Raw genomic sequence first — 22,661 nt, forward strand, 5'->3', positions numbered from 1 at the left:
GACCCGTCCGGGATCAGCGCCCCCAGCGCAGTGCGGGCGTCTCCACCGGCGCGTCCCACAGCCGCAGCAGCTCCCCGTCCACCTGGCACAGCGTCACCGAGCAGCCCGCCATGTCCAGGGAGGTCACATAGTTGCCGACGAGCGTACGGGCCACCGCCGCCCGCCGCTCGTCGAGCACCCGGCGCACCTCCGCGGCGAAGCCGTACAGCTCCAGCAGCGGTGTCGCACCCATCCCGTTGACCAGCACCAGCACCGGCAGCCTCGGATCGAGGTCCTCCAGGATCGCGTGCACCGCGAAGTCCGCGATCTCGTGCGAGGTCATCATCGCCCGGCGTTCCCGCCCCGGCTCGCCATGGATACCGATCCCCAACTCCAGCTCACCGGCGGGCAGGTCGAAGGTCGGGCTGCCCTTGGCCGGTGTCGTACAGGCACTCAGTGCCACACCGAAGCTGCGCGAGTTCCCGACGACCTGCCGGGCCAGCGCCTCGATGCGCTCCAGCGGCGCCCCCTCCTCGGCCGCGGCCCCCGCGATCTTCTCGACGAACAGCGTCGCGCCGGTGCCGCGCCGCCCGGCCGTGAACGTCGAGTCGATCACCGCCACATCGTCATTGACCAGCACACTGGCGACCTGCACGCCCTCGTCCTCCGCCAGCTCGGCCGCCATCTGGAAGTTGAGCACATCGCCGGTGTAGTTCTTCACGACGAACAGCACCCCCTTGCCGCTGTCCACGGCCGCCGCGGCACGCACCATCTGATCCGGCACGGGAGAGGTGAAGACCTCACCGGGGCAGGCGCCGTCCAGCATTCCGGGCCCGACGAACCCACCGTGCAGCGGCTCGTGCCCGCTGCCACCGCCGGACACCAGCCCCACTTTGCCGGCAACCGGCGCGTCCCGCCGCACGATCACCCGGTTCTCCGTGTCCACCACCAGATCGGGGTGCGCCGCCGCCATTCCGCGCAGCGCGTCCGTCACGACCGTCTCGGGGACGTTGATCAGCATCTTCATCGGTACCTCCTGGCGAGATTGGCTGTTGGCTCCCTGACACGTGGTGTCCCGGGTCAGGTTGGCGCGATGACGGGCGGTGGGTGGTGGATGACGCGTGGCGGGTGACAAGTGGTGGTTGGCGGGTGGTGGACGGGGAGGGCGGATGACTATTGATCTTGGCGTTTTCCGGTGGTCCGAAACGGGGTTGGCGGGTCCAGTATCGGCCGTGAGGGCACCGGCGGGATCGCTCGTGCTGGCTGTCGTCGCGCGGGGCCCAGTGGCGCGGCACCCGCCGTCCCACCACCCGCGCGGCCCAGCGAGAACGACGTCCGAACGGTACGTCGAAAACGATGGCCGATAGGGCTCGCCCCGGAGCGGGCAGGGATGCGGGCATGACCGTCCTCGTCGGAACCTCCGGCTGGCAGTACAAAGACTGGCGCGAGGTCCTCTACCCCCCGGACCGGCCGCAGCGGCTGTGGCTGGAGGAGTACGCACGGCAGTTCGCCACCGTCGAGAGCAACGCCGCCTTCTACCGGCTGCCCGAGGAGAAGACCTTCGCCGACTGGCGGGCCAGGACTCCCGACGGGTTTGTGATGGCGGTCAAGGCGAGCCGCTATCTGACGCACATCAAGCGGCTGCGCACCCCGGAGGAACCGGTCGCGCGGCTGATGTCGCGCGCCGCCGCCCTCGGCCCCCGGCTCGGGCCCGTCCTGCTCCAGCTGCCGCCCAATCTGCACGCGGACGCCGGGCTGCTGGACGCCTGCCTCGGCTGCTTCCCCGCCGGTACACGGGTGGCCGTCGAGCCGCGCCACCCGTCGTGGTGGACCGCCGAGGTCCGTAACGTCCTGGAGCGCCGGGGCGCCGCGCTGTGCTGGGCGGACCGGGATTCCCGGCCCGTGACGCCCCTCTGGCGGACCGCCGACTGGGGGTACCTGCGCCTCCACGGAGGCCGTGCCGAACCCTTTCCGCGCTATGGCCGACAGGCACTCACCGGTTGGGTACGGCGGATCGCCGACGCCTGGCCGGACCGGGCCGATGTCCATACGTACTTCAACAACGACCTGGGCGGGGCGGCCGTCCTCGATGCCATCGGCTTCGCCCGCGCCGCCTCGGCCGCCGGCCGTTCGGTGAGCCGTACGCCGTCCGGGCATGGCTCCGCCCACTGACCGCGGGGCCGGGTATGTCTGCGCTCGTACCGCCCCGGCGAGCGAACGAGGTGAGGCACGGATGATCCGCAGACGCGTCGTGGTCTCCGGAGACGTGCACGGTGTGTTCTTCCGCGACACCTGCCGGCGTACGGCCGGTGAGCACGGTTTGGCCGGCTGGGTGCGGAATCTTCCGGACGGGACGGTGGAGGCCGTGTTCGAGGGCGAGCCCGAGCCGGTGGCCGACCTGGTGGAGTGGGCGCACAAGGGCCCGCCCACGGCGATCGTCGATGCCGTGTACGTACGGGAGGAAGCCCCGGAAGGGCTGCGGGGCTTCGAGATCCGGGCGACGCCGGGAGGGGGATGGGGAAGTGGATGAGGATGAGGAGGGGATGAGCAGGGGGATGACGGGGGAGTCGGGCGGCATGGGTGGAGTTGGACGGGACGGGGTGACGGCACGGGGAGGTTGAGGGCGCCGGGAGGCTGATGAGCCCTGGCGTCTCGGGCAGTCGGGGGCCGGGCTGGCCCGGGGGGTCCGCGACCGGACCCAATTCCGGGCCGCGGTGGCATCCTGGACCTGTGTACGAATCGGCGGTGCGCCTTCGTTTCCCTGCTGAGCCGCGGCACAGGGCGTGGTGGCCGGTGCTGATCGCGGCGGTGCTGGCGCTCGTACTCGCCGGATGCTTGGGTTCCGGTTCCGAGGGGGAGAACGGCTTCCCGCCCGGAGGCGCGACGGTCTCGCCGTTCACGGGACTGCCGGCGGAGGCCGGACCGGTGCTCGCCGCCAAGATCGACAATGTCGGCCCGGCGCGGCCGCACACCGGACTCGGCGCGGCGGACATCTGTTACGTCGAGCAGGTGGAGGGCGGCCAGACCCGGATACTCGCCGTCCTCTCCTCCCAACTGCCTCCGAAGCTGGGGCCGATCCGCAGCGCGCGCGAGTCGGACATCGAGCTGCTGAGGCAGTTCGGCGAACCCGCGCTCGCCTACTCCGGAGCGCAGTCCGGCCTCAATCCGCTGATCGCGGCCGCGCCGCTGTACGCGCTGCCGCCGGGCAAGGCCCCCGACGCGTACTTCCGCGACAGCGGCCGGTCCGCGCCGCACAATCTCTATCTGCGTCCCGAACGGCTCCTGGGCCACGCGCCGGAGGCGTCCGAGGCGGCGGACATCGGGTTCCGGTTCGGGGCGGCGCCGACGGGCGGGCGGCAGGAGACGGAGTACACCGTCCGGTACCCGGACTCCCGGTTCGACTTCCGTTGGTCGCCCGCCGACAAGAAGTGGCTGGTGGCGATGGACGGCGTGGCGGCGCGTACCACCGACGGCGGGCGGATCACCGTCTCGACCGTCGTCGTCCAGCGGGTGGCGGTGCGCGACTCCGAGTTCCGCGACCGGTGGGGCAGCGTCTCGCCGTTCACGGAGACGGTGGGCTCCGGCACGGCCCTGGTGCTGCGCGACGGCAAGGCCTACGACGCGCGCTGGAGCCGGGACGGGGAGCGGGACGGCACGACGTTCACCACGCCGTCCGGGGAACCGCTGAACTTCGCCCCGGGGCAGATCTGGGTCATGCTCACCGGCCGGTGAGGGACGTCGGCCGGCGGCGGTGACACCGGCGAGCGCAGTACGTTGCACGGGTTGCGCATGCGAGTGCCGCATACACGGTGAGCGATGAGCGTCGTGCCGGCGGTCCGGCCGGTGCAGCGTCCCACACGACGGGGAAACGGCCGCCGAACACTCCGCGATCAGGGGGAATTTGTGTTGCCGGCGCCCCGGAGCTACCGGCCCACCGGGTTCAACCGGCCCGGCGCGTCCTGCCGGGGGCGGTCTTCTTCGCGGCCGCCTTCTTCGCGGCCGCCTTCTTGGCCGTGGCCTTAGCGCCCGCCTTATCCGCCGATTTTTCCGCCGCCTTTTCCGTGGTCTTCCCGGCCGTCTTCTTCGCCGCACTGGTGGACTTCCTTCCACCGGCAACTTTAGGCGTACGCACCGTTTTCTTCGCCCCGCCACCGGTCGTTTTCCTCCCCTCCGCTTCACCGGTTTCGCCGCGCGACCGCTGGGCCGCGCGGACGCTGTCCTGCAGGGCCGCCATCAGGTCCATCACCTCACCGGCAGGCTGCACCTCACCGGCTTCGAATTCCGGCTCGCGGTCCGCCAGCTTCGCCGCCACGATCTCTTCGAGCGCCTCACGGTAATGGTCGTGCACATCATCCTCCGACAGTTCACCGAAGGAATCCATCAACGCTTCGGCCGCCGCCACCTCATTGGAGGCGACCGTCACCTCCCGTTCGGGAAGCACCCCCTCCATCGGCCGGATCTGGTGCGGCCACAGCAGCACATGCATCACGAGGGTGTCCCCGACCGGGCGGAGCATCGCCAGCGTCTCCCGCCCGTGCAGCGCGACCTTGCCGAGTCCGACGCGCTGGTGCCGCTCCATCGCATCACGCAGCAGGGCGTACGGCTTCGCCGCGGCCGGGCCGTCAGTGCCCAGGTAGTAGCCCTTGCCGAACTGCAACGGGTCGATGTCGCCACCGGGAACGAACGCGAGAATCGTCAGCGTCTTCGCGGTCGGCAGCGGTAGCGCCTCAAGATCCTCGTCCGTCAGCGGTACGACGGTGCCCCCGCCGGCCGGGTAGCCCCGGCCGATCTCATCCTGCGCGACCTCGACCCCTTCGAGCGAGCAGACGGCCTGATTCCGTACCCGGCCGCCGTCCGCCGTGTGGATCCGCACAAAGCTCACCGACGCGGAGCTGTCCGTCGCGGCATAGGCGGCCACGGGGATCGTGACCAGACCGAAGCTGATGGAGAACTTCGCCGTGGGGCGCATGAGGGGCCGCCTTCATCGTGCGAACCGGCGTAGGCGAATGACGAAAACCATGCTAAATGGGCCGCCCGAATTCCGCGATCGGACCGCCCGGCCGCTACTCCTGGCCCGCGACCACGTCATACACCTCGAAGAGCTGGTCGAAATCGCCTTCCACCCCGGTCACATCCTCGATCACGGACCACAGAAAACTCTCGTCCGGCCCCCAGCTGGGCAGCGCGATCCGCGCCTCTACGGATAACGGCGCTCCGTGAGCGGCCACCGTTTCCCGGCCGCTGAAAGCGACGTGCCGGATCAGTTCACCGTCGTCATAAAGCGAGAAGGCGACTTCGGAGAAAGTGACGGCAAGCGCCTGGGTTTCCTTCAGCGGCCCCGGCCCGTCCGTCGCGATCAGATGTTCCAGACGCGGCACGAAGCGGCATTCCGGATCCCACAACTGGGCCCAGCCGCCTCTCTCCGTGCAATAGAGCCGGTCCCCGGAATCGCACCCCCAGGCCCCGTCGCCATTCGCCCGCTCGGACGAGGGTTCGTAGCCAAACGTGTCCGGGAGATAACCCACGACATCGTCGATCGAGCGGTTCCGTACGAAGAGAGCCGAGGTGTGCCATCCCATGGGGGGAGAGGATCGCGTGCCGTCGATGTGTTGTCAATTGCCCTGGTCATACGGGGAGTTACAAGAGTGCTCGGAGGTTTGGACGGCGACACGGGAGCGTGCGGCGGGGCGCCAGCCGTACGCAGGAGCCTGCAGGCACGCCGAACGGGTACCCGCGCCGACCAGCCGCGTTCATGGTGCCGCAGCTCCGGGGCCGGCCCCTGATGCCGGAACGGCTCCCGTACGGGAAGCGGCCTTGCGGCTCCGGGAACTGCTCGACGAGCTCCGGCTCCCGGCCGTCCTGATGACCACGGTGTCGAGGGGCCTGCACGTCCTCGTCCCGCTCGACGGCGAGAGCGATTTCGACGCCTGCCGGAGCTTCGCCCAGCAGGTGACGGAGGTGCTCGCGGAGCGGCACCCGGACCGCTTCACCACCGCCGTACGCAAGGAGGCACGCGGCGACCGGCTGTACCCCGACGTGCAGCGCACCGCATACGCCCGGACGGCCGTCGCCCCGTGCGTCCTGCGGGTCCCACTGCGCCGCAAGGAGCAGCATCCGTTGCGGTGTCCCCGGGCCGGGGACGACTGTGTGACGGAAGGGACCGCGTACGACGGACGGAGGAGCCATGGTGATCGGAACTGCATCCATCGCGGCGCACCGGGGCGCGCGATGAGTCCGCGGGCCGGGCAAGGGGCCATCGTCCGGACCCTGCTGGACCGGCACGGCGAGACCTATGCCGCGCAGGCCGGCATCCGGGTACGGAACACCCCGCAGCCGCTGTACCAGGTACTGGTGCTGGCCGACCTGCTCAGCACCCGTATCCGCGCCTCGGTGGCGGTCGCGGCGGCGCGCGCCCTCTTCGACGCGGGGATGGACACCCCGCGCCGGATGGCGGACGCGACCTGGCAGCAGCGCGTCGACGCCCTCGGCGAGGGTGGTTACCGCCGCTACGACGAGAGCACCGCCACCCGGCTCGGCGAGGGCGCCGTACTCCTGCTGGACAAGTACGGCGGCGATCTGCGACGGCTGCGGGACGCGGCCGACGGCGACGCCGCCGCGCTGCGCCGGTCGCTGCAGGAGTTGCCCGGGGTCGGTCCCACGGGCTCCGCCATCTTTCTGCGCGAGGTGCAGGGAGTGTGGCCGGAGTACGCGCCGTATCTCGACGCCAAGGCCGTACAGGGAGCGGAGCGGCTGGGCCTGCCGGGCGACAGCGGCAAGCTGGCCCGTCTGGTCGGCCAGGACGAGACGGCCGCTTTCGCATCGGCCCTCGTACGCGCCGCACTCGACCGCTCCGTCGTCGACGAGGTACGGCAAGCCGCAGCGTGACACGCCGGCCAGCCCACGACTCACCCGTCATTCTTCCCACCCCCGCCGAACAGCCCCGCGCAGCGGCAACAGCCCACCGCGTGGGGGTATACCTCCCACGCCGTTCAGGCAGTGGGGGAGCAACGGCGGGACAGCCCGAACAGCGACGCCCGCCGCAGGCGCACCTCACGTCGGGTCAGCCGGAGACGCGCCCAAGGCGCAGCGGACGCACGCAAAAGCGAGACACCCCACGGCGGGACAGCCGGAAATGGCGAGCAACCAAGCGGGACCTACGCCCAACCCCACTCCGCCACCTCGGGCAAATCCGTCCCATGCTCCCGAACCCACTCCTGATGCCGCGCCCGCACATCCGCCATCGCCTGGCGCAGGGCGACCGCGCGGACCGCGAGGCCGGGTACCCGGTCCACGACATCCGTCACCAGCCGGAACCGGTCGAGATCGTTGCGGACGACCATGTCGAAGGGCGTGGTGGTGGTGCCTTCGTCCTTGTAGCCGCGGACGTGCAGGTTCGGGTGGCCCGCGCGGCGGTAGCTGAGGCGGTGGATCAGCCAGGGGTAACCGTGGTAGGCGAAGATGACCGGCTTGTCGCGGGTGAACAGGGCGTCGTACTCGAAGTCCGGCATGCCGTGCGGGTGTTCACCGGGCGGCAGCAGCCGGGCCAGGTCCACGACGTTGACGACCCGTACCGCCAGTTCCGGCAGATGCCGCCGCAGCAGATCTGCGGCGGCCAGCGTCTCCAGCGTGGGGACGTCGCCGGCGCAGGCCAGGACGACATCCGGGTCGCGGCTGCTGACCTCGGTGCCCGCCCAGCTCCAGACGCCCGCGCCGCGTGCACAGTGGGCGCGGGCGTCGTCGAGCGAGAGCCAGTCGAAGCACGGCTGCTTGCCCGCCACGATCACATTGACGTGGTCGCGGCTGCGCAGCGCCTGACCGGCCACCGCGAGCAGCGTGTTGGCGTCCGGCGGCAGATAGACCCGGACGACTTCGGGGCTCTTGTTGAGGACGTGGTCGATGAAGCCGGGGTCCTGATGGGAGAAGCCGTTGTGGTCCTGCCGCCAGACGTGTGACGTGAGGAGATAGTTGAGGGAGGCGAGGGAGCGGCGCCAGGGCAGTCGGCGGGTGGTGCGCAGCCATTTGATGTGCTGGCCGGCCATGGAGTCGACGATGTGCGCGAAGGCCTCGTAGGAGGAGAACACCCCGTGCCGCCCGGTGAGGAGGTAGCCCTCCAGCCACCCCTGGCACAGATGCTCGGAGAGCACTTCCATGACCCGGCCGTGCCGCGCCAGATGCTCGTCGCCGGCGGTCGTCTCGGCCTGCCAGGCCCGGCCGGTCGCTTCGTAGAGGGCGTCCAGGCGGTTGGAGTCGGTTTCGTCCGGGCCGAAGACCCGGAAGTCGCGGCGCTCCGCGGTGGCCTCCATGACGGACTCCAGAAAACCGCCGAGCACCCGGGTGGGCTCGTGCGGACCGCCGCCCGGTTTGTCGATGTGCACCGCGTGCGGCTCCAGGGGCGGGACGGGCAGGTCCCGCAGCAGCAGACCGCCGTTGGCGTGCGGTGAGGCGCCCAGCCGTCGCGTCCCCTTCGGGATGCAGGCGAGGACCTCGGGGCGGGGCCTGCCCGCGTCGTCGAACAGCTCGTCCGGCCGGTACGAGCGGAGCCAGTCCTCCAGCTGGTGGAGGTGGTCGCGGTCCTCGCGGACGGCGGACAGCGGCACCTGATGGGCGCGCCAGGTCCCCTCGACGGTCTGCCCGTCCACGTCGTGCGGACCGGTCCAGCCCTTGGGGGTGCGCAGCACGATCACGGGCCAGCGCGGCCGGTCCGCCTCGCCCTCGGCGCGGGCCCGGCGCTGGATGTCGGCGATCCGGTCCAGCGACCGGTCCATGGCGGCGGCCAGCGCCTGGTGCACGGTCTCCGGGTCGTCGCCGCCGACGTGGATCGGGTTGTGGCCGTAGCCGCGCAGCAGGGCGTCCAGCTCGTCCTGGGGAATCCGGGCGAGCACCGTCGGGTTGGCGATCTTGTAGCCGTTGAGATGCAGGATCGGCAGCACGGCACCGTCGTACACGGGGTCGAGGAACTTGGTGGAGTGCCAGGACGCGGCGAGTGGCCCGGTCTCCGCCTCGCCGTCGCCGACGACACAGGCGACGAGCAGCCCCGGGTTGTCGAACGCCGCGCCGTAGGCGTGCGCGAGGGAGTAGCCCAGCTCGCCGCCCTCGTGGATGGAGCCCGGAACCTCCGGCGCGATATGGCTGGGCACCCCGCCGGGGAACGAGAACTGCCGGAACAGTTTCGCCATGCCCGCATGGTCCCGGCCCACCTCCGGGCGGATGTCGCTGTACGTCCCTTCCAGCCAGGTGTTGGCCAGCACGGCGGGACCGCCGTGGCCCGGGCCCCACACGCACAGCGCGTCCAGGTCACGGGCCTTGATGACGCGGTTGAGGTGCGTATACACCAGGTTCAGACCGGGCGTGGTGCCCCAGTGGCCCAGCAGCCGCGGCTTGATGTGCTCGGGCCGCAGCGGCTCGGTGAGCAGCGGGTTGGCCATCAGATAGATCTGCCCGACGGAGAGGTAGTTGGCGGCCCGCCAGTGCGCGTCCAGCGTCCGGAGCTCCGTGGCGTCGAGGTGGCCCGGCACGGCCGGTGTGTCCGCGTCGCGCATGCGCACCTCCTCAGCAGCTTCGACCCGGGCCCGGTCCGGCGGCGCGGCACCGGATTCAGGCTCCCCCGGATCTCTCGGCGGGGGGCCAGGGGGCCACCTGAGCCGTCTCGAGATAGCTTTCCGCCGCGATCACCGCCTCGCGGACGGTGCGGCGTCCCATCAGCACGCACAGGGTGTACGCGTCGTCCTCCAGCCCGCGGCGCCGGGCCGGGTCATGGGGCTGGGCGCGGACCAGGTGTTCCCACACCCGGTACCGCCGGAGTATGGCAGCGAGCTCATTCTTGTCCGGTAGCAGCATCCGTCATCTCCCGACGTCAGCCCGGGTGACCGGGGAGCTACGACGGCGCGTGGCAGACGCGCCCGTACCGCGTGGCTCCCACCTTGCGACGGTCACACGGTGTCCGCAACCGGACACGGACGGCCTACGTCGCGGACGGCTCCCCGGGGCCGTGCGCCGCCCGCGCCCCGCCCGGGTCAGTCGGGCGGCTCCGGGGCGGGATGCTCGCCCGGTTCGGAGCCGGGCGGTTCCTCCGGGGACGGCTCGGGCTCCTCCGGTTCCGGCTCCCGTTCCGGTTCGGTCGGACGGGGGTCGTGCGGTACGGGCTCCGGCTTGCTCGGTACGGGCCCCGGTCCGTTGGGCTTCGGTCTGCCGGCCACAGGATGTCCCTCCTCTCGTCCTCCTCCGGGCTAACCGATCGCCTCGCGCGGTAAACGCCGCTGTTCCGGTCACCTGGTCCCGTCAGCCGCCCTGATCCGTGTCAGTACACATCACGCATATACCGCTTGTCGGCGGCGAGTTGTTTGACGTAGACGGCGGCCGCCTCCTCCTCCAGGCCGCCGTGCGCGACGGCGATGTCGCGCAGCGCGCGGTCGACGTCCTTCGCCATACGGGACGCGTCCCCGCAGACGTAGAAGTGGGCGCCGTCCTGGAGCCACGACCACAACTGGGCGCCGTGCTCGCGCATCCGGTCCTGGACATAGACCTTGGCGCGCCGGTCGCGGGAGAAGGCCGTGTCCAGCCTGGTGAGCAGCCCCGTACGGCGCATCTCGTCGAGCTCGTCCGCGTAGTAGAAGTCCGTGGCGCGGCGCTGCTCGCCGAAGAAGAGCCAGTTGGGGGCGTGGTGGCCGAGCGCGCGGCGTTCCTGGAGGAAGCCGATGAAGGGGGCGACTCCGGTTCCCGGGCCGACCATCACCATCGGGGTGGCCGGGTCGGACGGCGGACGGAAGTGCGGGGCACGCTGCACGAACACCGGCACCGGGCGGCCCGCCTCCGCGTCGGCCAGGTATGTCGAGGCCACGCCCTTGCGCGGACGGCCGTGGCGATTCTCGAAACGGACCACGGAGACGGTCAGGGCGATCACGTGGGGGTCGATGAGGGGACTGGACGCTATGGAGTACAGACGGGGCTGCAAGCGGGGCAGGACGCCCGCCCACTCCGCGGCACGCGCCCTTACGGGATGCTCCGCGATCACGTCGACGGCCTGCCGGCCCCATGTCCACTGGGCCAGTTCGCCCTTGTTGTCCGGGCGCAGCAGCTTCTTCACGGTGCGGTCGTGGGTGCGTTCGGCGACGAGCCGCAGCAGGCCGGGGGTGATCCTGGTGATGTCCAGATGGCGGTGCAGGGCCTCCCCGAGCGGGACCGTCCCGACGCCCGTGATCTCGACGGCGGCGCCTGCGGCGAGCCCGGTGACGGCCAGCCACTCCGCCACGAGATCCGGGCGGTTCCGCGGCCATATGCCGAGCGCGTCGCCGGCCTCGTAGGCGAGCGGCGCACGGGGTCCTGTCGATGGTGTGTCCCAGGCGCCCGGCGCACCGGCTGCCGTCGGCGGTGTGTCCCAGGCGCCCGGGGCGCCCTCGCCGTCACGGGTGTCGAAGGTGAACCGCCGTACCTCCTTCGTGGCCCCCGGCAGGCTGAGCAGCTGGTTGCCCACCAGACGGGCGGTGGCGGGCGCCGCCTTGGAAGGGCGGGCGGTGGGCGCCGCGCCCGGGTGCGCCGTGGTGGCGGCGGCCGGGGCCGCGGTGACCGGATCCGCCACGGCGCCCAGCGCCGTGAGCACCCGGTCGAGCCACTGCCCCGCGGGCTGCTCGTAGTCCGGCTCGCAGTCGGTACGCGGGACCAGCCGGACCGCGCCCAGCTCGTCGAGCCGCTGGTCGAGACGGCGGCCGTGGCCGCAGAAGTCGTCGTACGAGGAGTCGCCGAGCGCGAGGACGGCATACCGCACGCCGTCCAGACGCGGGGTGTCGGGGGCGCTGAGGGTCTCCCAGAATCCCGAGCCGTTGTCGGGGGCGTCACCGTCACCGAAGGTGCTGGTGACGATGAGCAGATCGGCGGTGCGCGGCAGCTCGGCCGGTGAACTGTCGTGCATGCCGAGGAGCTTCGCGGCCCGTCCGGTGGCGGCCAGCCGCCGGGCCGCCGCCGCGGCGACCTCCTCCGCGTTGCCGGTCTGAGAGGCCCACAGGACGATGACCTCGCGTCCGGGGGAGCGCTCGGTGGCGGTACGGGTACCTCCGGGCGCCGCCACCATGTCGCCCAGGTCCACCGTGGTTGCCGTGGATGCCGCCGCGCCGCCCGGGGTGCGGGAGAACATCCCGGCCAGCACCCCGTTGACCCACAGGGCGCTGTCGGCGCCGAAGGGTGCGTGGGGCGGCAGGACGGGGGTGCCCGCCGTCCCGGAGCCGAGCCCGCTGAGGAACCCGGCGAGATAGCGGCGCTCGTGGTCGGTCAGCCGCGGCGGGGCGACCGGGCCGGTCCGGAACAGCTCGGCCAGCACCGTCACCGTATCGGCCACCGCGGATTCCGCCGCCCCGCCGCCGTCCCCGGAAACGGCATCGGCGTCCGCGCCCCGCCCGTCGCCACCGGCCCCCGCCGCCACCTTGGCCAGCGACACCGCGCACACCTTGAACTCGGGCTGGAACGAGACCGGATCGACCGCGTCGTTGGTGACCGCGTTCACGCTGAGGTATTCGCCGAACAGATCGTTCCAGTGAAAGGGCGCGAAGCAGCCCCCGGGCCGCACCCGGTCGGTCACCACGGCCGGCAGCACCGCCCGGCCGCGCCGGGAGGCGACCTCCACCGCGTCGCCCTCCGCGAGGCCCAGACGCTCCGCGTCCCGCGGATGGATCTCCACGAAGGGGCCGGGGTTGAGCCGGTTGAGCTTGGTGACCTTGCCGGTCTTGGTGAGGGTGTGCCACTGATGCTGCAGCCGGCCGGTGTTCAGGACGAACGGGTAGTCGTCGTCGGGCATCTCGGCCGCGGGCATGTGCGGACGGGCGAAGAACACGGCGCGGCCGGTGGCCGTCGGGAAGGCCAGCCGGGGCCGGGAGCCGTCCGGCCGCTCGGCCGGTGCCTGGCTGACCCCGTCGTTGAGATAGCGGACCGGATTGCGGTCGGGTCCGTCGGCGGACGCGCTGGGCCACTGCACGGGGGTGCGCCGCAGCCGCTCGTAGGTCACCCCGCGCAGGTCGTAGCCGGTCTGCGGATTCCAGGCGCGCTTGATCTCCTCGAAGATCTCCTCGGCACTGGTGTAGCCGAAGGCGTCCTCGTACCCCATCTCGCAGGCGATCCGCGCGATGATCCGCCAGTCCGGCCACGCCTCGCCCGGTGGGTCGGCGGCCTGCTGGGCGAGCGTCAGATTGCGTTCCGAGTTGACCATCACGCCCTCGGTCTCCGCCCACATGGCGGCCGGCAGCACGACATCGGCGTACGCATGGGTCTCGGTGTCGGCGAAGACGTCCTGCGAGACGACGAACTCCGCCGCCTCCAGGCCCTCGATGACGGTCTTGCGGTTGGCGACCGAGGCGACGGGATTGGTGCAGATGATCCAGCAGGCTCTGATGTCCCCGTCGGCCATCCGCCGGAACATCTCGACGGTGCCCCGGCCGACGCCGTCCGCCCGCAGCGTCCCGGGGGCGACACCCCACAGCTCCTCGACGAACTCCCGGTCCTCGGCCACCAGCGTCGACCGCTGTCCGGGCAGACCCGGCCCCATGTAGCCCATCTCGCGGCCGCCCATCGCGTTGGGCTGGCCGGTGAGCGAGAACGGGCCGCTGCCGGGACGGCAGATCGCGCCGGTCGCCAGATGCAGATTGACCAGGGCGTTGGTGTTCCAGGTGCCGTGCGTGCTCTGGTTCAGGCCCATCGTCCAGCAGCTCATCCACGCACCGGCCTCGCCGATCAGCCGGGCGGCCGCGCGGAGGTCCGCCTCCGGAATCCCGGTGACCTCCGCGACCGCCGCCGGCGGATAGTCCCGGAGGAAGTCCGGCATCCCCTCCCAGCCCTCGGTGTACTCCTCGATGAACGCCGGATCGGTGTGGCCGCCGGCCACCAGCAGATGCAGCAGGCCGTTCAGCAGCGCCAGGTCCGTACCCGGTCTGATCTGCAGGAACAGATCGGCCTTGGCAGCGGTCGCGGTCCGCCGTGGATCGACCACGATCAGCTTGGCGCCCGCCTTGACCCGTTCCATCAGCCGCAGGAAGAGGATCGGGTGACAGTCGGCCATGTTGGAGCCGATGACGAAGAAGACGTCCGCGTGCTCCATGTCCTGGTACGAACCGGGCGGGCCGTCCGCGCCGAGCGACAGCTTGTAGCCGGCGCCCGCGCTCGCCATGCACAACCGCGAATTGGACTCGATCTGGTTGGTGCGCACAAAGCCCTTGGCGAGCTTGTTCGCCAGATACTGCGCCTCCAGTGTCAGCTGCCCGGACACATAGAAGGCGAGTGCGTCCGGACCGTGCTCATCGACGATCGCGCGCAGCCGCCGGGCGGTCTCCCTGACCGCCGCTTCCATCCCCAGGGGCGCCGGCTCGTCGCCCCGGTCGTCCCGGACCAGCGCGGTCTCCAGCCGCCCCGTGGCGGCGAGCAGCTCGGCGCCGGTCGCGCCCTTGGTGCACAGCCGGCCGGCGTTCGCCGGGTGCGCCTTGTCGCCGGACGCCTTGCGGACCGTACGCCGGCCGTCCGGGCCCGTCGCGACATCCAGGACGATGCCGCAGCCGACACCGCAGTACGAGCAGACCGTCCGCACCTGGGTGGTGCCGGCTGCGCTGTCGTTCTGCGGTTCCGGTGCGGTCACGGACGGCCCCTTCGTGTCGGATGCTCCGCACACGACGGTACGAATCGCCCGTTTCCCGTGTGTCACACCGAGCGATCACCAGCCGTTACGTCGGTCACACAGCGGCGCGCGGCGCGACGTGAGGCCCGCGGGTCCGTCCTCCGGTTCCGTCCTTGAGGATCCGCCCTGCCGATCAAGTGGCCGGCCGCGGGAACATCCGCCGGGGAACACACCCTGCCGCCCGGAACACCGCCCCGCGCCCGCCCCGTTCGCCGCCGGGTATACCGCACCGGGCAGACCGCACCGGGGATACCGCCCTGCGCCGGGAATACGGCCCTGCGCCCGCCACGTTCCGGCCTGCAAGGGGCCCACGCACCCCTTAGGGGATCCGCTCGCATCCCCCTTAAGGGTTTACCCCCACCTTCCTCAGGGCCCGCCTTACTCCCGCACCAGACTGTCCAGCGGCACCTCCGGGTCCGCCAGCGCCCTCTCGTCGACCGTCTGCCCGGAGGCCACGAGCGCGCGGATCGGGACGGTGGCATCCCAGATGTTGACGTTCATCCCGGCCAGGACCCGGCGTCCGGCGAGCCAGAAGGCGATGAACTCCCGGTCCTCGGTGCTGCCGCGGAAGACGATCCGGTCGTAGGCGTCGGGGTCGACATACCCGGTGTACTCCATGCCCAGGTCGTACTGGTCGGTGAAGAAGTACGGCAGCCCGTCGTAGACCACGTCCTGGCCCAGCATCGCCCTGGCCGCGGTCTTCGGCTGGTTGCGGGCGTTCGCCCAGTGCTCGACGCGGATGTGCTTGCCCAGCAGCGGGTGGAAGGCGCTGGCGACGTCGCCGGCGGCGTAGATGTCCGGATGGGAGGTGCACAGCCGCGCGTCGACGCGCACACCGTTGCCGACATCGAGCCCGGCGGCCGCGGCCAGCCCGCTGTTGGGGGTGACACCGACACCGACGATCACCGCGTCCGCCTCGATCCGCGTCCCGTCGGCCAGCAGCACACCGTCCACGCGGCCGTCGCCGCCGGTGATCCGCGCGATCTGGGCGCCGCAGCGGAGATCGACGCCGTGGTCGGTGTGCAGCTCCGCGAAGATCCTGCCGACCTCGCGGCCCAGCACCCGCTGAAGCGGCACCTGGGCCGACTCCAGCACGGTCACCTCGACCCCGGCGGCACGGGCGGCGGCCGTCGTCTCCAGACCGATCCAGCCGGCACCGATCACCACCACCCGGGACGCGGCGCGAAAGGTCTCCTTGAGCCGGTCGCTGTCCTCCAGACGCCGCAGACAGAGCACCCCGTCGAGGTCCGCGCCCGGCACCGGCAGCGGGCGCGGTGTGGCACCGGTGGTGAGCAGCAGCTTCGCGTAGTCGTGCCGGCTGCCGTCGGCGAGCGTCAGATGATGGCCGTCCGGGTCGATCCCGGTGACCGCGGTGCCCAGCCGCAGATCGACCCCGTGCCGCGCGTACCAGTCGGGTGGATGGACGAAGGTCTGCTCCTTCCCGGACGTCCCCAGGAGATAGCTCTTCGACAGCGGCGGCCGCTCGTACGGGCGCTCGCGCTCGTCACCCAGCAGCACGACCGGGCCGTCGAAGCCTTCCGCCCGCAGCGTTTCCGCGGCCTTCGCACCGGCCAGGCCCGCTCCGACGATCATGAATGCTGTGTTCCCGGCCATGCCCGCTCAGCTCCCTGTCTGCCCAGCCCGGGGCCCGCACGGAGCACACCGCCGTATTCGGCCCCGAGCGCGTCCAGATCATCACGTACCCAGCCACCCGCGGGGCAGGTACCGCCGATGGTGTGGTCACCCGGGGCCGCCGGATCCGCGCTGATCGTCCGAGGCCGCTGAAGGGCCGGTCAGCCCCGCTCGGCCGTCGTCGCCGTCCCCGCTGTCGCCCCCGGCACCGTCGAGGTCCCGGCCGTCGAGGAAGTGGAAGCCGCGGGTCGACGCATGGGAATTGCAGCTGCTGCGCGTCCGGGTCACCCCATCCGCGGTGCCGTGACGGACGGTCGAGTGCCGGCGGGATCGGGGGACGACGGCGGCCGGCGGGTGCGGGGCGAGAGTGGGCTGAGCTTGGGTTGAGTGAAGCAAAAAGTGCAGTCACTGCACTTTCTTAGTGGCCGTGCTCTTCTGGAGATGCCGGGAGAGGCTCACAGGGGAGCCTGGAGGAGAGGCCGACCCGAGGAGAGTCATGCAGCCCACCACCCCGCGTATCGCGATCATCGGTGCCGGCCCCGGCGGGCTGACTTGTGCCCGCGTCCTCCAGCGGCACGGCATCCCGGTCACCGTCTTCGACCGGGACGCCTCCGCCGACGCCCGCCCCCGAGGCGGCACGCTCGATATGCAGCCGGACTCCGGGCAGTTGGCTCTGCGAGAGACGGGTCTCGACGAGGGGTTCCGCGCCCTTGCACGCCCCGAGGGTCAGGAAATGCGTCTCCTGGACCACACCGGCGCGCTGCTTCTCCAGCGCACCCCGGCCGCCGGTGAAGAGCCGAGCCCCGAAATCGACCGGGGAGAGCTGCGCCGCCTGCTGCTGGACTCCCTCGCCCCCGGCACCATGCGCTGGGGCCACTATCTCCGCACCCTCCACCCGATCGGCGACGGCACCCACGAAGCCGAGTTCGACGACGGCCACATCGAGACCTTCGACCTGGTCATCGGGGCCGACGGGGCCTGGTCCAGGGTGCGGCCCCTACTGTCGGACGCCACGCCCCATTACTCCGGCGTCACCTTCGTGGAAGCCGGATTCGGCGACGTCGACACCCGCCATCCGGCCGTCGCCCGCCTGGTCGGCGACGGCACCATGATGGCGCTGTTCGGCAACAAGGGGCTGATCGCCCAGCGCAACAGCCGCGGCCGCATCCTCGTCTACGCCGCGTTCCGGGGCTCCCAGGACTGGGCGGCGGAGCGCGGCCTGAGCCTCGACGACACCGAGGCCGTCCGTACCGCGCTGCTCGACATGTTCACCGGCTGGGACGCCCATCTGCTGGCGCTGCTACGGGACAACGACGGCGGGTTCGTCAACCGGCCGCTGTTCGCCCTGCCGGTGCCCCATGCCTGGCCCCACACCCCCGGCCTGACCCTGCTCGGCGACGCCGCGCATCTGATGACGCCGTTCTCCGGGATGGGCGCCAACCTCGCCATGCTCGACGGCTCCGACCTCGCCCGCGCGCTCGCCGGCCACGCCGACCTGGAGGCGGCGGTGCGCGCGTATGAGGCGACGATGCTGCCGCGCTCCGCCAAGGCCGCCGAGGGAGCCGCCCGGGGCCTGGACAACGCCCTCGCCCACGACGCACCGCGCGGCACCCTCCACCACCTGCGGCGCCGACTCCGCCGCCACTGACCTGCCCGCCTCCCCAGCCGACTTGCTTCTGCTGTGTGTTGAGGGGAGCGACAACGACAACGGCCGGACGGCCCCGCAGCCCGGCGCGGCACGGTGCCCACCCGCCGTTCACACACGAAAGCAATGAAGACGCCATGCCCCATCCGACGACTCCGACTCCGACAAGTCCTCCGACTCCGGCTCCGGCTCCGGCAAGCCCTACGACTCCGGCAACCGGCCGCCGCGGACGCAAGAAGGCCCGGACCCGCCACGCGCTGGCCGACGCCGCGCTCCGGTTGTTCCTGGAGCGCGGCTACGACCAGGTCAGTGTCAAGGACGTCGCCGACGCCGCCGATGTGTCGGTGACCACGCTGTTCAAGCACTTCCCCGGCAAGGAGGCGCTGGTTTTCGACCGCGAGGCCGAGCGCGGCGCGGAGCTGGTAGCGGCCGTACGCGACCGCGCACCGGGCCGGACGGTTCTGGACGCGCTGCACACCCACCTCCGGGAGCTGCTGCTCGCCGCCCATGTGTCGCCCGGGTTCCGGACGTTCCGCGAACTGGTCGACGGCACACCGGCGCTCAGCGAGTACGCGCACCGGATGTGGATGCGGCATGAAACCGCTCTGGCCGCGGCGCTCGCCGAGGAGACCGGCACCACCGTGGACGATGTGACGGTGCGCGCGCTGGCCCACTACGTACTGGCCGCCCCGCGGCCGGCCGGCCGCGGCGACGACCCCGGGCCCGCGGTGGACCGGATCTTCGCCCTCCTGAAGAACGGCTGGGACGACATCGGGGCCTGACGCCCCGGCAGCGCATCCCCCCTTCGGACTCCGGTCGCGGGCCCGTGGCGCCCGTTGCGCGCCCGCCGCTCCGGTTGCAGGACCCATGCGCCCGTCGGACGATCGGCACCGTACGGAAACGATCAACCGGCGCTGCACGGAAACGGTCAACGGCGTACGCAGGCGGTCCGGCGCGGAGGGACGGAACAGACGTGAAGATCACTGAGCCCACGCCCGGAGCGCCGTGCTGGGTGGAGCTGGGCACCTCGGACGTGGCGGCCGCCACGGTGTACTACCGGGAGGTCTTCGGCTGGCGCGCCGAGACCGACCCGCGCCCGGAAGCCGGCGGCTACACCGTCATGTCCCTGGGCGCCGCCCCGGTCGCCGCGGTGACACCGCTCCATGAGCCGGGGCAGCCGACCGCCTGGACGGTGTCGTTCGCGACCCGTGACGTCGACGCGCGGGCCGCCGCGGTCACCGAAGCCGGCGGGAAGGTGCTGGCGGACCCCAAGGACGTCTTCGACCTGGGCCGCTTCGCCGTCGCCGCCGACCCGGAGGGGGCCGTCTTCTCCCTCTGGCAGGCCCGTTCCTTTCCCGGTGCCGCGCTGTTCAACGCCCCGGGCTCGCTCGGCTGGGTGGAACTGGCCACCCCGGACCCCGAACGCGCCGCCTCCTTCTACCCACGGGTTTTCGGCTGGTCGGTCGCCGCGCACGGGCCGTACACGCAGTGGGGCATCGACGGCGCCGACTTCGGCGGTATGCGCCTCCTGGACGAGCGCAACCCGGACGATGTCCCCGCGCATTGGCTGCCGTATTTCGCGGTCGCCGACGTCGGCGATGGGGGTACTTCCCATGCCCTCAAGGCTATGGGGGAGGCCGCCCGCGCCGTGGAGTCCGGCGGCATGCTGCTGGGGCCCCCGACGGATGTCCCCGACGGGCCGCGGATCGCCATGATCCGCGATCCCCAGGGCGCCGTCTTCGGTATCCACAGCGCCGGAGGCGAGGGCTGACCCTCCGGGCTGACCGCCCGTCACACGAACGGCTCGCCAATCATCGTTTCTCCACACTTATTGACGGATATGCGTGTAATGTCCATTTCGCGCCGATGGGTGGCCATTGCGCGTCAAGAACAGGAGACCCCTATGTCCACGACCGACAACCTCGTGGTCCGCGGCACACGGCTCGCAGTCGGAGCGGGCGCGCTGACCACGGCTGTCGCTCTGGGGGCGTCGCTGCTCGCCGCGGCGCCCGCCCAGGCGACGACCCCCTCGAAGCCGAAGCCGTACGGCACCGTCGTCTCCAAGGGCGGCATGCATGAGCGTGTGCACCCCAGCACGGACTCCTCCGTGGCGGGGTATCTGCCGCACCGTGCGCAGATCGGCCTGGTGTGCAAGATCCGTGCCCAGGACGTCATGGGCAACACCGTCTGGTATCTGACCGGTGGTACGAACCGTGGTCAGCGCAAGAGCTGGGTCTCGGCGAAGTTCGTGGCCAACACCGGCGTCGTCAAGTACTGCAAGGATGTGTCGGGCAAGCAGGGTCCCGGCCATACGGCGAAGCACGCCGTGGGCTGACCCCCGGGCCCCGCTCGGTGGACCGGGCGGTAGTTGGCGCGCCGGTGGAGTGTTCGCACGGCCCGGCCCCGATACCTCTGGGTACCGGGGCCGGGCCGTGTTGCGCCCGGACGCCGTCGGCGTCCACGGCACCGGCCTGCCGTCCGGCGCACCGCGCCCTTCCGTATTAGTGGAACGCGTTCTACTGTGCCCCTCGGCCCGACATCCGACGGACCGTCAGTAATCCGGACGGCCCGCGGCGGCCGGGCGACCGGACCGGACGAACTGGAGGGGCCGTGCACCTCGAATACACCCCCGGACAGCAGCGGTTGCGTGCCGAACTGCGAACGTACTTCGCCGGACTGGTGCCGGACAACGCCTACGCCAGGCATACCGACCCCGCCTCCCGCAAGCGCTTCTACCGCGAGACCGTGCGCCGCCTGGGCGGCGATGGCTGGCTCGGGGTCGGCTGGCCCAAGGAGTTCGGCGGGCGGGGCATGAGCCCGATGGAACAGTTCATCTTCTTCGACGAGGCGGCGCAGGCGGGGGTGCCGCTGCCGCTGATGGCGCTGAACACCGTCGGTCCGACGCTCATGCGGTTCGGCACCGAGGAACAGAAGGCGTACTTCCTGCCCGGGATCCTCTCCGGCGAGATCGACTTCGCCATCGGCTACAGCGAGCCGGACGCCGGTACCGACCTCGCCGCCCTCAAGACCCGCGCCGTACGGGAGGGCGACGAGGAGAGCGGCCACTACGTCGTCAACGGCCAGAAGATCTGGACGACCAACGGGGACACGGCGGACTGGGTGTGGCTCGCGGTCCGTACCCGCCCCGTCGACGACGGCACCCCGCCTCACAAGGGCATCACCATGCTCCTCGTCCCCACCAGCGACCCCGGCTACTCCTGCACCCTGATCAACACCCTCGCCTCGCACGACACCACCGCCAGCTACTACGAGAACATCACCGTCCCCGCCTCCCGCCGCGTCGGCAAGGAGAACCAGGGCTGGCGGATCATCACCAACCAGCTCAACCACGAGCGGGTCACCCTCGCCGCGCACGGCACGATGGCCATCCGCGCGCTGCACGACGTCCAGCGCTGGGCGGCCGGAACCAAACTCGCCGACGGCCGCCGGGTCATCGACCTGGGCTGGGTCCGTGGACGGCTGGCCCGTACCCACACCAGACTGGACGCCATGAAGCTGCTGAACTGGCAGATGGTCGACGCGCTCCAGCGCGGCACGCTCACCCCGCAGGACGCCTCCGCGGTCAAGGTCTACGGCTCCGAGGCCCGCAGGGACGCCTATGCCTGGCTGATGGAGATCGTCGGCTCGGCCGGCCCGCTCAAGGAGGGCTCCGCGGGGGCCGTACTCCACGGCGAACTGGAGCGCGGCTACCGCTCGGCCGTCATCTTCACCTTCGGCGGCGGCAACAACGAGATCCAGCGCGAGATCATCTCGTGGATCGGCCTCGGGATGCCCCGCGTACGGCGCTGAGACTTTCGGGAGGTGTGGTGATGGCAGGCGACCGAGGGCTCTTCGGCCCCCGCTCGGTGACCTGGCAGATGCACGGCGACCCGATGATGTGGATCGCGGGCGTCCGTGCGCTGTATCTCCAGGCGCTGCATCCGAGGGCGGTACGCGGAGTGCTGCAGAATTCGGCCGCTTTCCAGAAGAACAAGGGGGGACGACGGGATGCCTGGGGCCGGCTGATGCGGACCGCCGACTTCGTCGGCACCGTCACCTACGGTACGACCGAGGCCGCCGAACGGGCCGGTGCCACCGTCCGCGGCATCCACCGCCGGCTGTCCGCCACCGACCCGGCCACCGGCGAACGCTACGGCGTGGACGAACCGGCGCTGCTGCTCTGGGTGCACTGCGCAGAGGTGGACTCCTACCTGCACGTACTGCGCCGCTCCGGCTACCCCGTCAGCGACGCCCAGGCCGACGCGTACCTCCACGAGCACCGCGAGAGCGCCCGCCTCGTCGGCCTCGACCCGGACACGGTCCCCGGCGACCGGGACGCGCTCGCCGCCTACTTCGCGGACGTACGGCCCCACCTCGCGCTCACCCCCGAGGCCCGCCAGGTCGACGACTTCCTCCGCCGGCCGCCCACACCCACCGCGCTCGTCCCCGCACGGGAGCTGCTGTGGACACCTGTGGCGGAGCTCGCCTACGGCGCACTGCCCCCGTACGCGCACGAGCTGTACGGCCGTCCGGCACCGCGGCCCGCCACCGTCACCCGCAGACTGCGCGTCACCGGCGGTCTCCTCCGGGCCGTTCCGCCCGCACTCCGGTGGCGGCTGCCGCCCCGGCACATCCTGCGCGCGGTGGCGCGACTCGGCCCCGGCGCCCGCCCAGCGCCCTACAAGCTGTGCCGTTCCGCCGCCATACTGGGCCCACAGGACACGCAGGGGGAGCTGCGCGACTGAACGCGGGGACGGG

Annotated in this window: 19 protein-coding genes and 1 pseudogene; 11 read left to right on the forward strand and 9 right to left on the reverse strand. The window is 71.6% G+C overall.

Translation table 11 applies throughout. The features are described from left to right. Nucleotides 1-13: 13 nt before the first annotated feature. A complete protein-coding gene (dhaK, locus tag K9S39_RS37005) occupies nt 14-1,006 on the reverse strand; it encodes a dihydroxyacetone kinase subunit DhaK (RefSeq protein ID WP_248867678.1) in 993 nt (330 codons plus the stop codon). A 371-nt stretch (nt 1,007-1,377) separates the two neighbouring features. Between dhaK and K9S39_RS37010 the strand changes: the two genes are divergently transcribed. The 3 genes from K9S39_RS37010 (at nt 1,378) to K9S39_RS37020 (ending at nt 3,711) form a co-directional block, all read left to right on the forward strand. Further along, nucleotides 1,378-2,151 (forward strand): DUF72 domain-containing protein, encoded by a 774-nt coding sequence (locus tag K9S39_RS37010; RefSeq protein WP_248867679.1) that lies wholly within the window; start codon nt 1,378-1,380, stop codon nt 2,149-2,151. Nucleotides 2,152-2,212: 61 nt separating this feature from the next. Then, entirely contained in the window at nt 2,213-2,509 is a 297-nt protein-coding gene (locus K9S39_RS37015; protein ID WP_248867680.1) for an acylphosphatase, read from the forward strand. A 215-nt stretch (nt 2,510-2,724) separates the two neighbouring features. After that, a complete protein-coding gene (locus K9S39_RS37020; RefSeq protein WP_248867681.1) occupies nt 2,725-3,711 on the forward strand; it encodes a DUF3048 domain-containing protein in 987 nt (328 codons plus the stop codon). Nucleotides 3,712-3,919: 208 nt separating this feature from the next. Here the strand turns inward: K9S39_RS37020 and ku are convergent, their stop codons facing one another. Both ku and K9S39_RS37030 read right to left on the reverse strand, forming a co-directional pair. Then, nucleotides 3,920-4,948 (reverse strand): non-homologous end joining protein Ku, encoded by a 1,029-nt coding sequence (gene ku, locus K9S39_RS37025; RefSeq protein WP_248867682.1) that lies wholly within the window; start codon nt 4,946-4,948, stop codon nt 3,920-3,922. 94 nt (nt 4,949-5,042) lie between these two features. Further along, nucleotides 5,043-5,558 (reverse strand): hypothetical protein, encoded by a 516-nt coding sequence (locus K9S39_RS37030; RefSeq protein ID WP_248867683.1) that lies wholly within the window; start codon nt 5,556-5,558, stop codon nt 5,043-5,045. A gap of 25 nt (nt 5,559-5,583) precedes the next feature. Between K9S39_RS37030 and ligD the strand changes: the two are divergent. Further along, nucleotides 5,584-6,057 (forward strand): annotated as a pseudogene (ligD, locus tag K9S39_RS43200) (non-homologous end-joining DNA ligase LigD); the annotation flags it as partial. Between the two features lie 150 nt (nt 6,058-6,207). Beyond that, nucleotides 6,208-6,864, forward strand: a complete 657-nt coding sequence (locus K9S39_RS37035; protein WP_248869125.1) for an endonuclease — start codon at nt 6,208-6,210, stop codon at nt 6,862-6,864. A gap of 269 nt (nt 6,865-7,133) precedes the next feature. On the opposite strand, the gene K9S39_RS37040 is transcribed toward K9S39_RS37035, so the two are convergent. The 6 genes from K9S39_RS37040 to K9S39_RS37065 all read right to left on the reverse strand — a co-directional run bounded on the left by K9S39_RS37040 (nt 7,134) and on the right by K9S39_RS37065 (nt 16,546). Further along, nucleotides 7,134-9,518 carry a phosphoketolase family protein gene (locus K9S39_RS37040; RefSeq protein ID WP_248867684.1) on the reverse strand — a complete coding sequence of 795 codons (2,385 nt, stop codon included), beginning with the start codon at nt 9,516-9,518 and terminating at the stop codon, nt 7,134-7,136. 55 nt (nt 9,519-9,573) lie between these two features. Continuing rightward, nucleotides 9,574-9,816 (reverse strand): DUF5133 domain-containing protein, encoded by a 243-nt coding sequence (locus tag K9S39_RS37045; protein WP_248867685.1) that lies wholly within the window; start codon nt 9,814-9,816, stop codon nt 9,574-9,576. A 176-nt stretch (nt 9,817-9,992) separates the two neighbouring features. Beyond that, a complete protein-coding gene (locus tag K9S39_RS37050; protein ID WP_248867686.1) occupies nt 9,993-10,175 on the reverse strand; it encodes a hypothetical protein in 183 nt (60 codons plus the stop codon). A 101-nt stretch (nt 10,176-10,276) separates the two neighbouring features. Continuing rightward, nucleotides 10,277-14,587 (reverse strand): bifunctional nitrate reductase/sulfite reductase flavoprotein subunit alpha, encoded by a 4,311-nt coding sequence (locus K9S39_RS37055; RefSeq protein WP_248867687.1) that lies wholly within the window; start codon nt 14,585-14,587, stop codon nt 10,277-10,279. 417 nt (nt 14,588-15,004) lie between these two features. Further along, nucleotides 15,005-16,240: an NAD(P)/FAD-dependent oxidoreductase gene (locus K9S39_RS37060; protein WP_248867688.1), complete on the reverse strand. Its 1,236-nt coding sequence runs from the start codon at nt 16,238-16,240 to the stop codon at nt 15,005-15,007. A 126-nt stretch (nt 16,241-16,366) separates the two neighbouring features. Continuing rightward, on the reverse strand, nt 16,367-16,546 hold the full coding sequence (locus tag K9S39_RS37065) for a hypothetical protein (RefSeq protein ID WP_248867689.1): 180 nt from the start codon (nt 16,544-16,546) through the stop codon (nt 16,367-16,369). Nucleotides 16,547-16,754: 208 nt separating this feature from the next. Between K9S39_RS37065 and K9S39_RS37070 the strand changes: the two genes are divergently transcribed. The 6 genes from K9S39_RS37070 (at nt 16,755) to K9S39_RS37095 (ending at nt 22,648) form a co-directional block, all read left to right on the forward strand. Next, nucleotides 16,755-17,906: an FAD-dependent oxidoreductase gene (locus K9S39_RS37070; RefSeq protein WP_248867690.1), complete on the forward strand. Its 1,152-nt coding sequence runs from the start codon at nt 16,755-16,757 to the stop codon at nt 17,904-17,906. Nucleotides 17,907-18,040: 134 nt separating this feature from the next. Beyond that, complete coding sequence (locus tag K9S39_RS37075; protein ID WP_248867691.1) at nt 18,041-18,685, forward strand: TetR/AcrR family transcriptional regulator; 645 nt, start codon at nt 18,041-18,043, stop codon at nt 18,683-18,685. A 191-nt stretch (nt 18,686-18,876) separates the two neighbouring features. Then, nucleotides 18,877-19,674 carry a VOC family protein gene (locus K9S39_RS37080; protein WP_248867692.1) on the forward strand — a complete coding sequence of 266 codons (798 nt, stop codon included), beginning with the start codon at nt 18,877-18,879 and terminating at the stop codon, nt 19,672-19,674. A 132-nt stretch (nt 19,675-19,806) separates the two neighbouring features. Continuing rightward, the gene (locus K9S39_RS37085; protein WP_248867693.1) at nt 19,807-20,238 is read left to right on the forward strand and encodes an SH3 domain-containing protein; all 432 of its coding nucleotides are present in this window, start codon (nt 19,807-19,809) and stop codon (nt 20,236-20,238) included. A 275-nt stretch (nt 20,239-20,513) separates the two neighbouring features. Further along, complete coding sequence (locus K9S39_RS37090; RefSeq protein ID WP_248867694.1) at nt 20,514-21,713, forward strand: acyl-CoA dehydrogenase family protein; 1,200 nt, start codon at nt 20,514-20,516, stop codon at nt 21,711-21,713. Between the two features lie 20 nt (nt 21,714-21,733). Further along, nucleotides 21,734-22,648 carry an oxygenase MpaB family protein gene (locus tag K9S39_RS37095; protein ID WP_248867695.1) on the forward strand — a complete coding sequence of 305 codons (915 nt, stop codon included), beginning with the start codon at nt 21,734-21,736 and terminating at the stop codon, nt 22,646-22,648. The last annotated feature ends 13 nt before the right edge of the window (nt 22,649-22,661 follow it).

The organism is Streptomyces halobius (assembly GCF_023277745.1).
Taxonomy (GTDB): domain Bacteria; phylum Actinomycetota; class Actinomycetes; order Streptomycetales; family Streptomycetaceae; genus Streptomyces; species Streptomyces halobius.

Coding starts and splice junctions, on each gene's coding strand:
- K9S39_RS37075 (WP_248867691.1), top strand. CDS start 18,041: ATGCCCCATCCGACGACTCCGACTCCGACAAGTCCTCCGACTCCGGCT.
- K9S39_RS37010 (WP_248867679.1), top strand. CDS start 1,378: ATGACCGTCCTCGTCGGAACCTCCGGCTGGCAGTACAAAGACTGGCGC.
- K9S39_RS37095 (WP_248867695.1), top strand. CDS start 21,734: ATGGCAGGCGACCGAGGGCTCTTCGGCCCCCGCTCGGTGACCTGGCAG.
- K9S39_RS37045 (WP_248867685.1), bottom strand. CDS start 9,816: ATGCTGCTACCGGACAAGAATGAGCTCGCTGCCATACTCCGGCGGTAC.
- K9S39_RS37030 (WP_248867683.1), bottom strand. CDS start 5,558: ATGGGATGGCACACCTCGGCTCTCTTCGTACGGAACCGCTCGATCGAC.
- dhaK (WP_248867678.1), bottom strand. CDS start 1,006: ATGAAGATGCTGATCAACGTCCCCGAGACGGTCGTGACGGACGCGCTG.
- K9S39_RS37035 (WP_248869125.1), top strand. CDS start 6,208: ATGAGTCCGCGGGCCGGGCAAGGGGCCATCGTCCGGACCCTGCTGGAC.
- ku (WP_248867682.1), bottom strand. CDS start 4,948: ATGCGCCCCACGGCGAAGTTCTCCATCAGCTTCGGTCTGGTCACGATC.
- K9S39_RS37040 (WP_248867684.1), bottom strand. CDS start 9,518: ATGCGCGACGCGGACACACCGGCCGTGCCGGGCCACCTCGACGCCACG.
- K9S39_RS37015 (WP_248867680.1), top strand. CDS start 2,213: ATGATCCGCAGACGCGTCGTGGTCTCCGGAGACGTGCACGGTGTGTTC.
- K9S39_RS37060 (WP_248867688.1), bottom strand. CDS start 16,240: ATGGCCGGGAACACAGCATTCATGATCGTCGGAGCGGGCCTGGCCGGT.
- K9S39_RS37085 (WP_248867693.1), top strand. CDS start 19,807: ATGTCCACGACCGACAACCTCGTGGTCCGCGGCACACGGCTCGCAGTC.
- K9S39_RS37070 (WP_248867690.1), top strand. CDS start 16,755: ATGCAGCCCACCACCCCGCGTATCGCGATCATCGGTGCCGGCCCCGGC.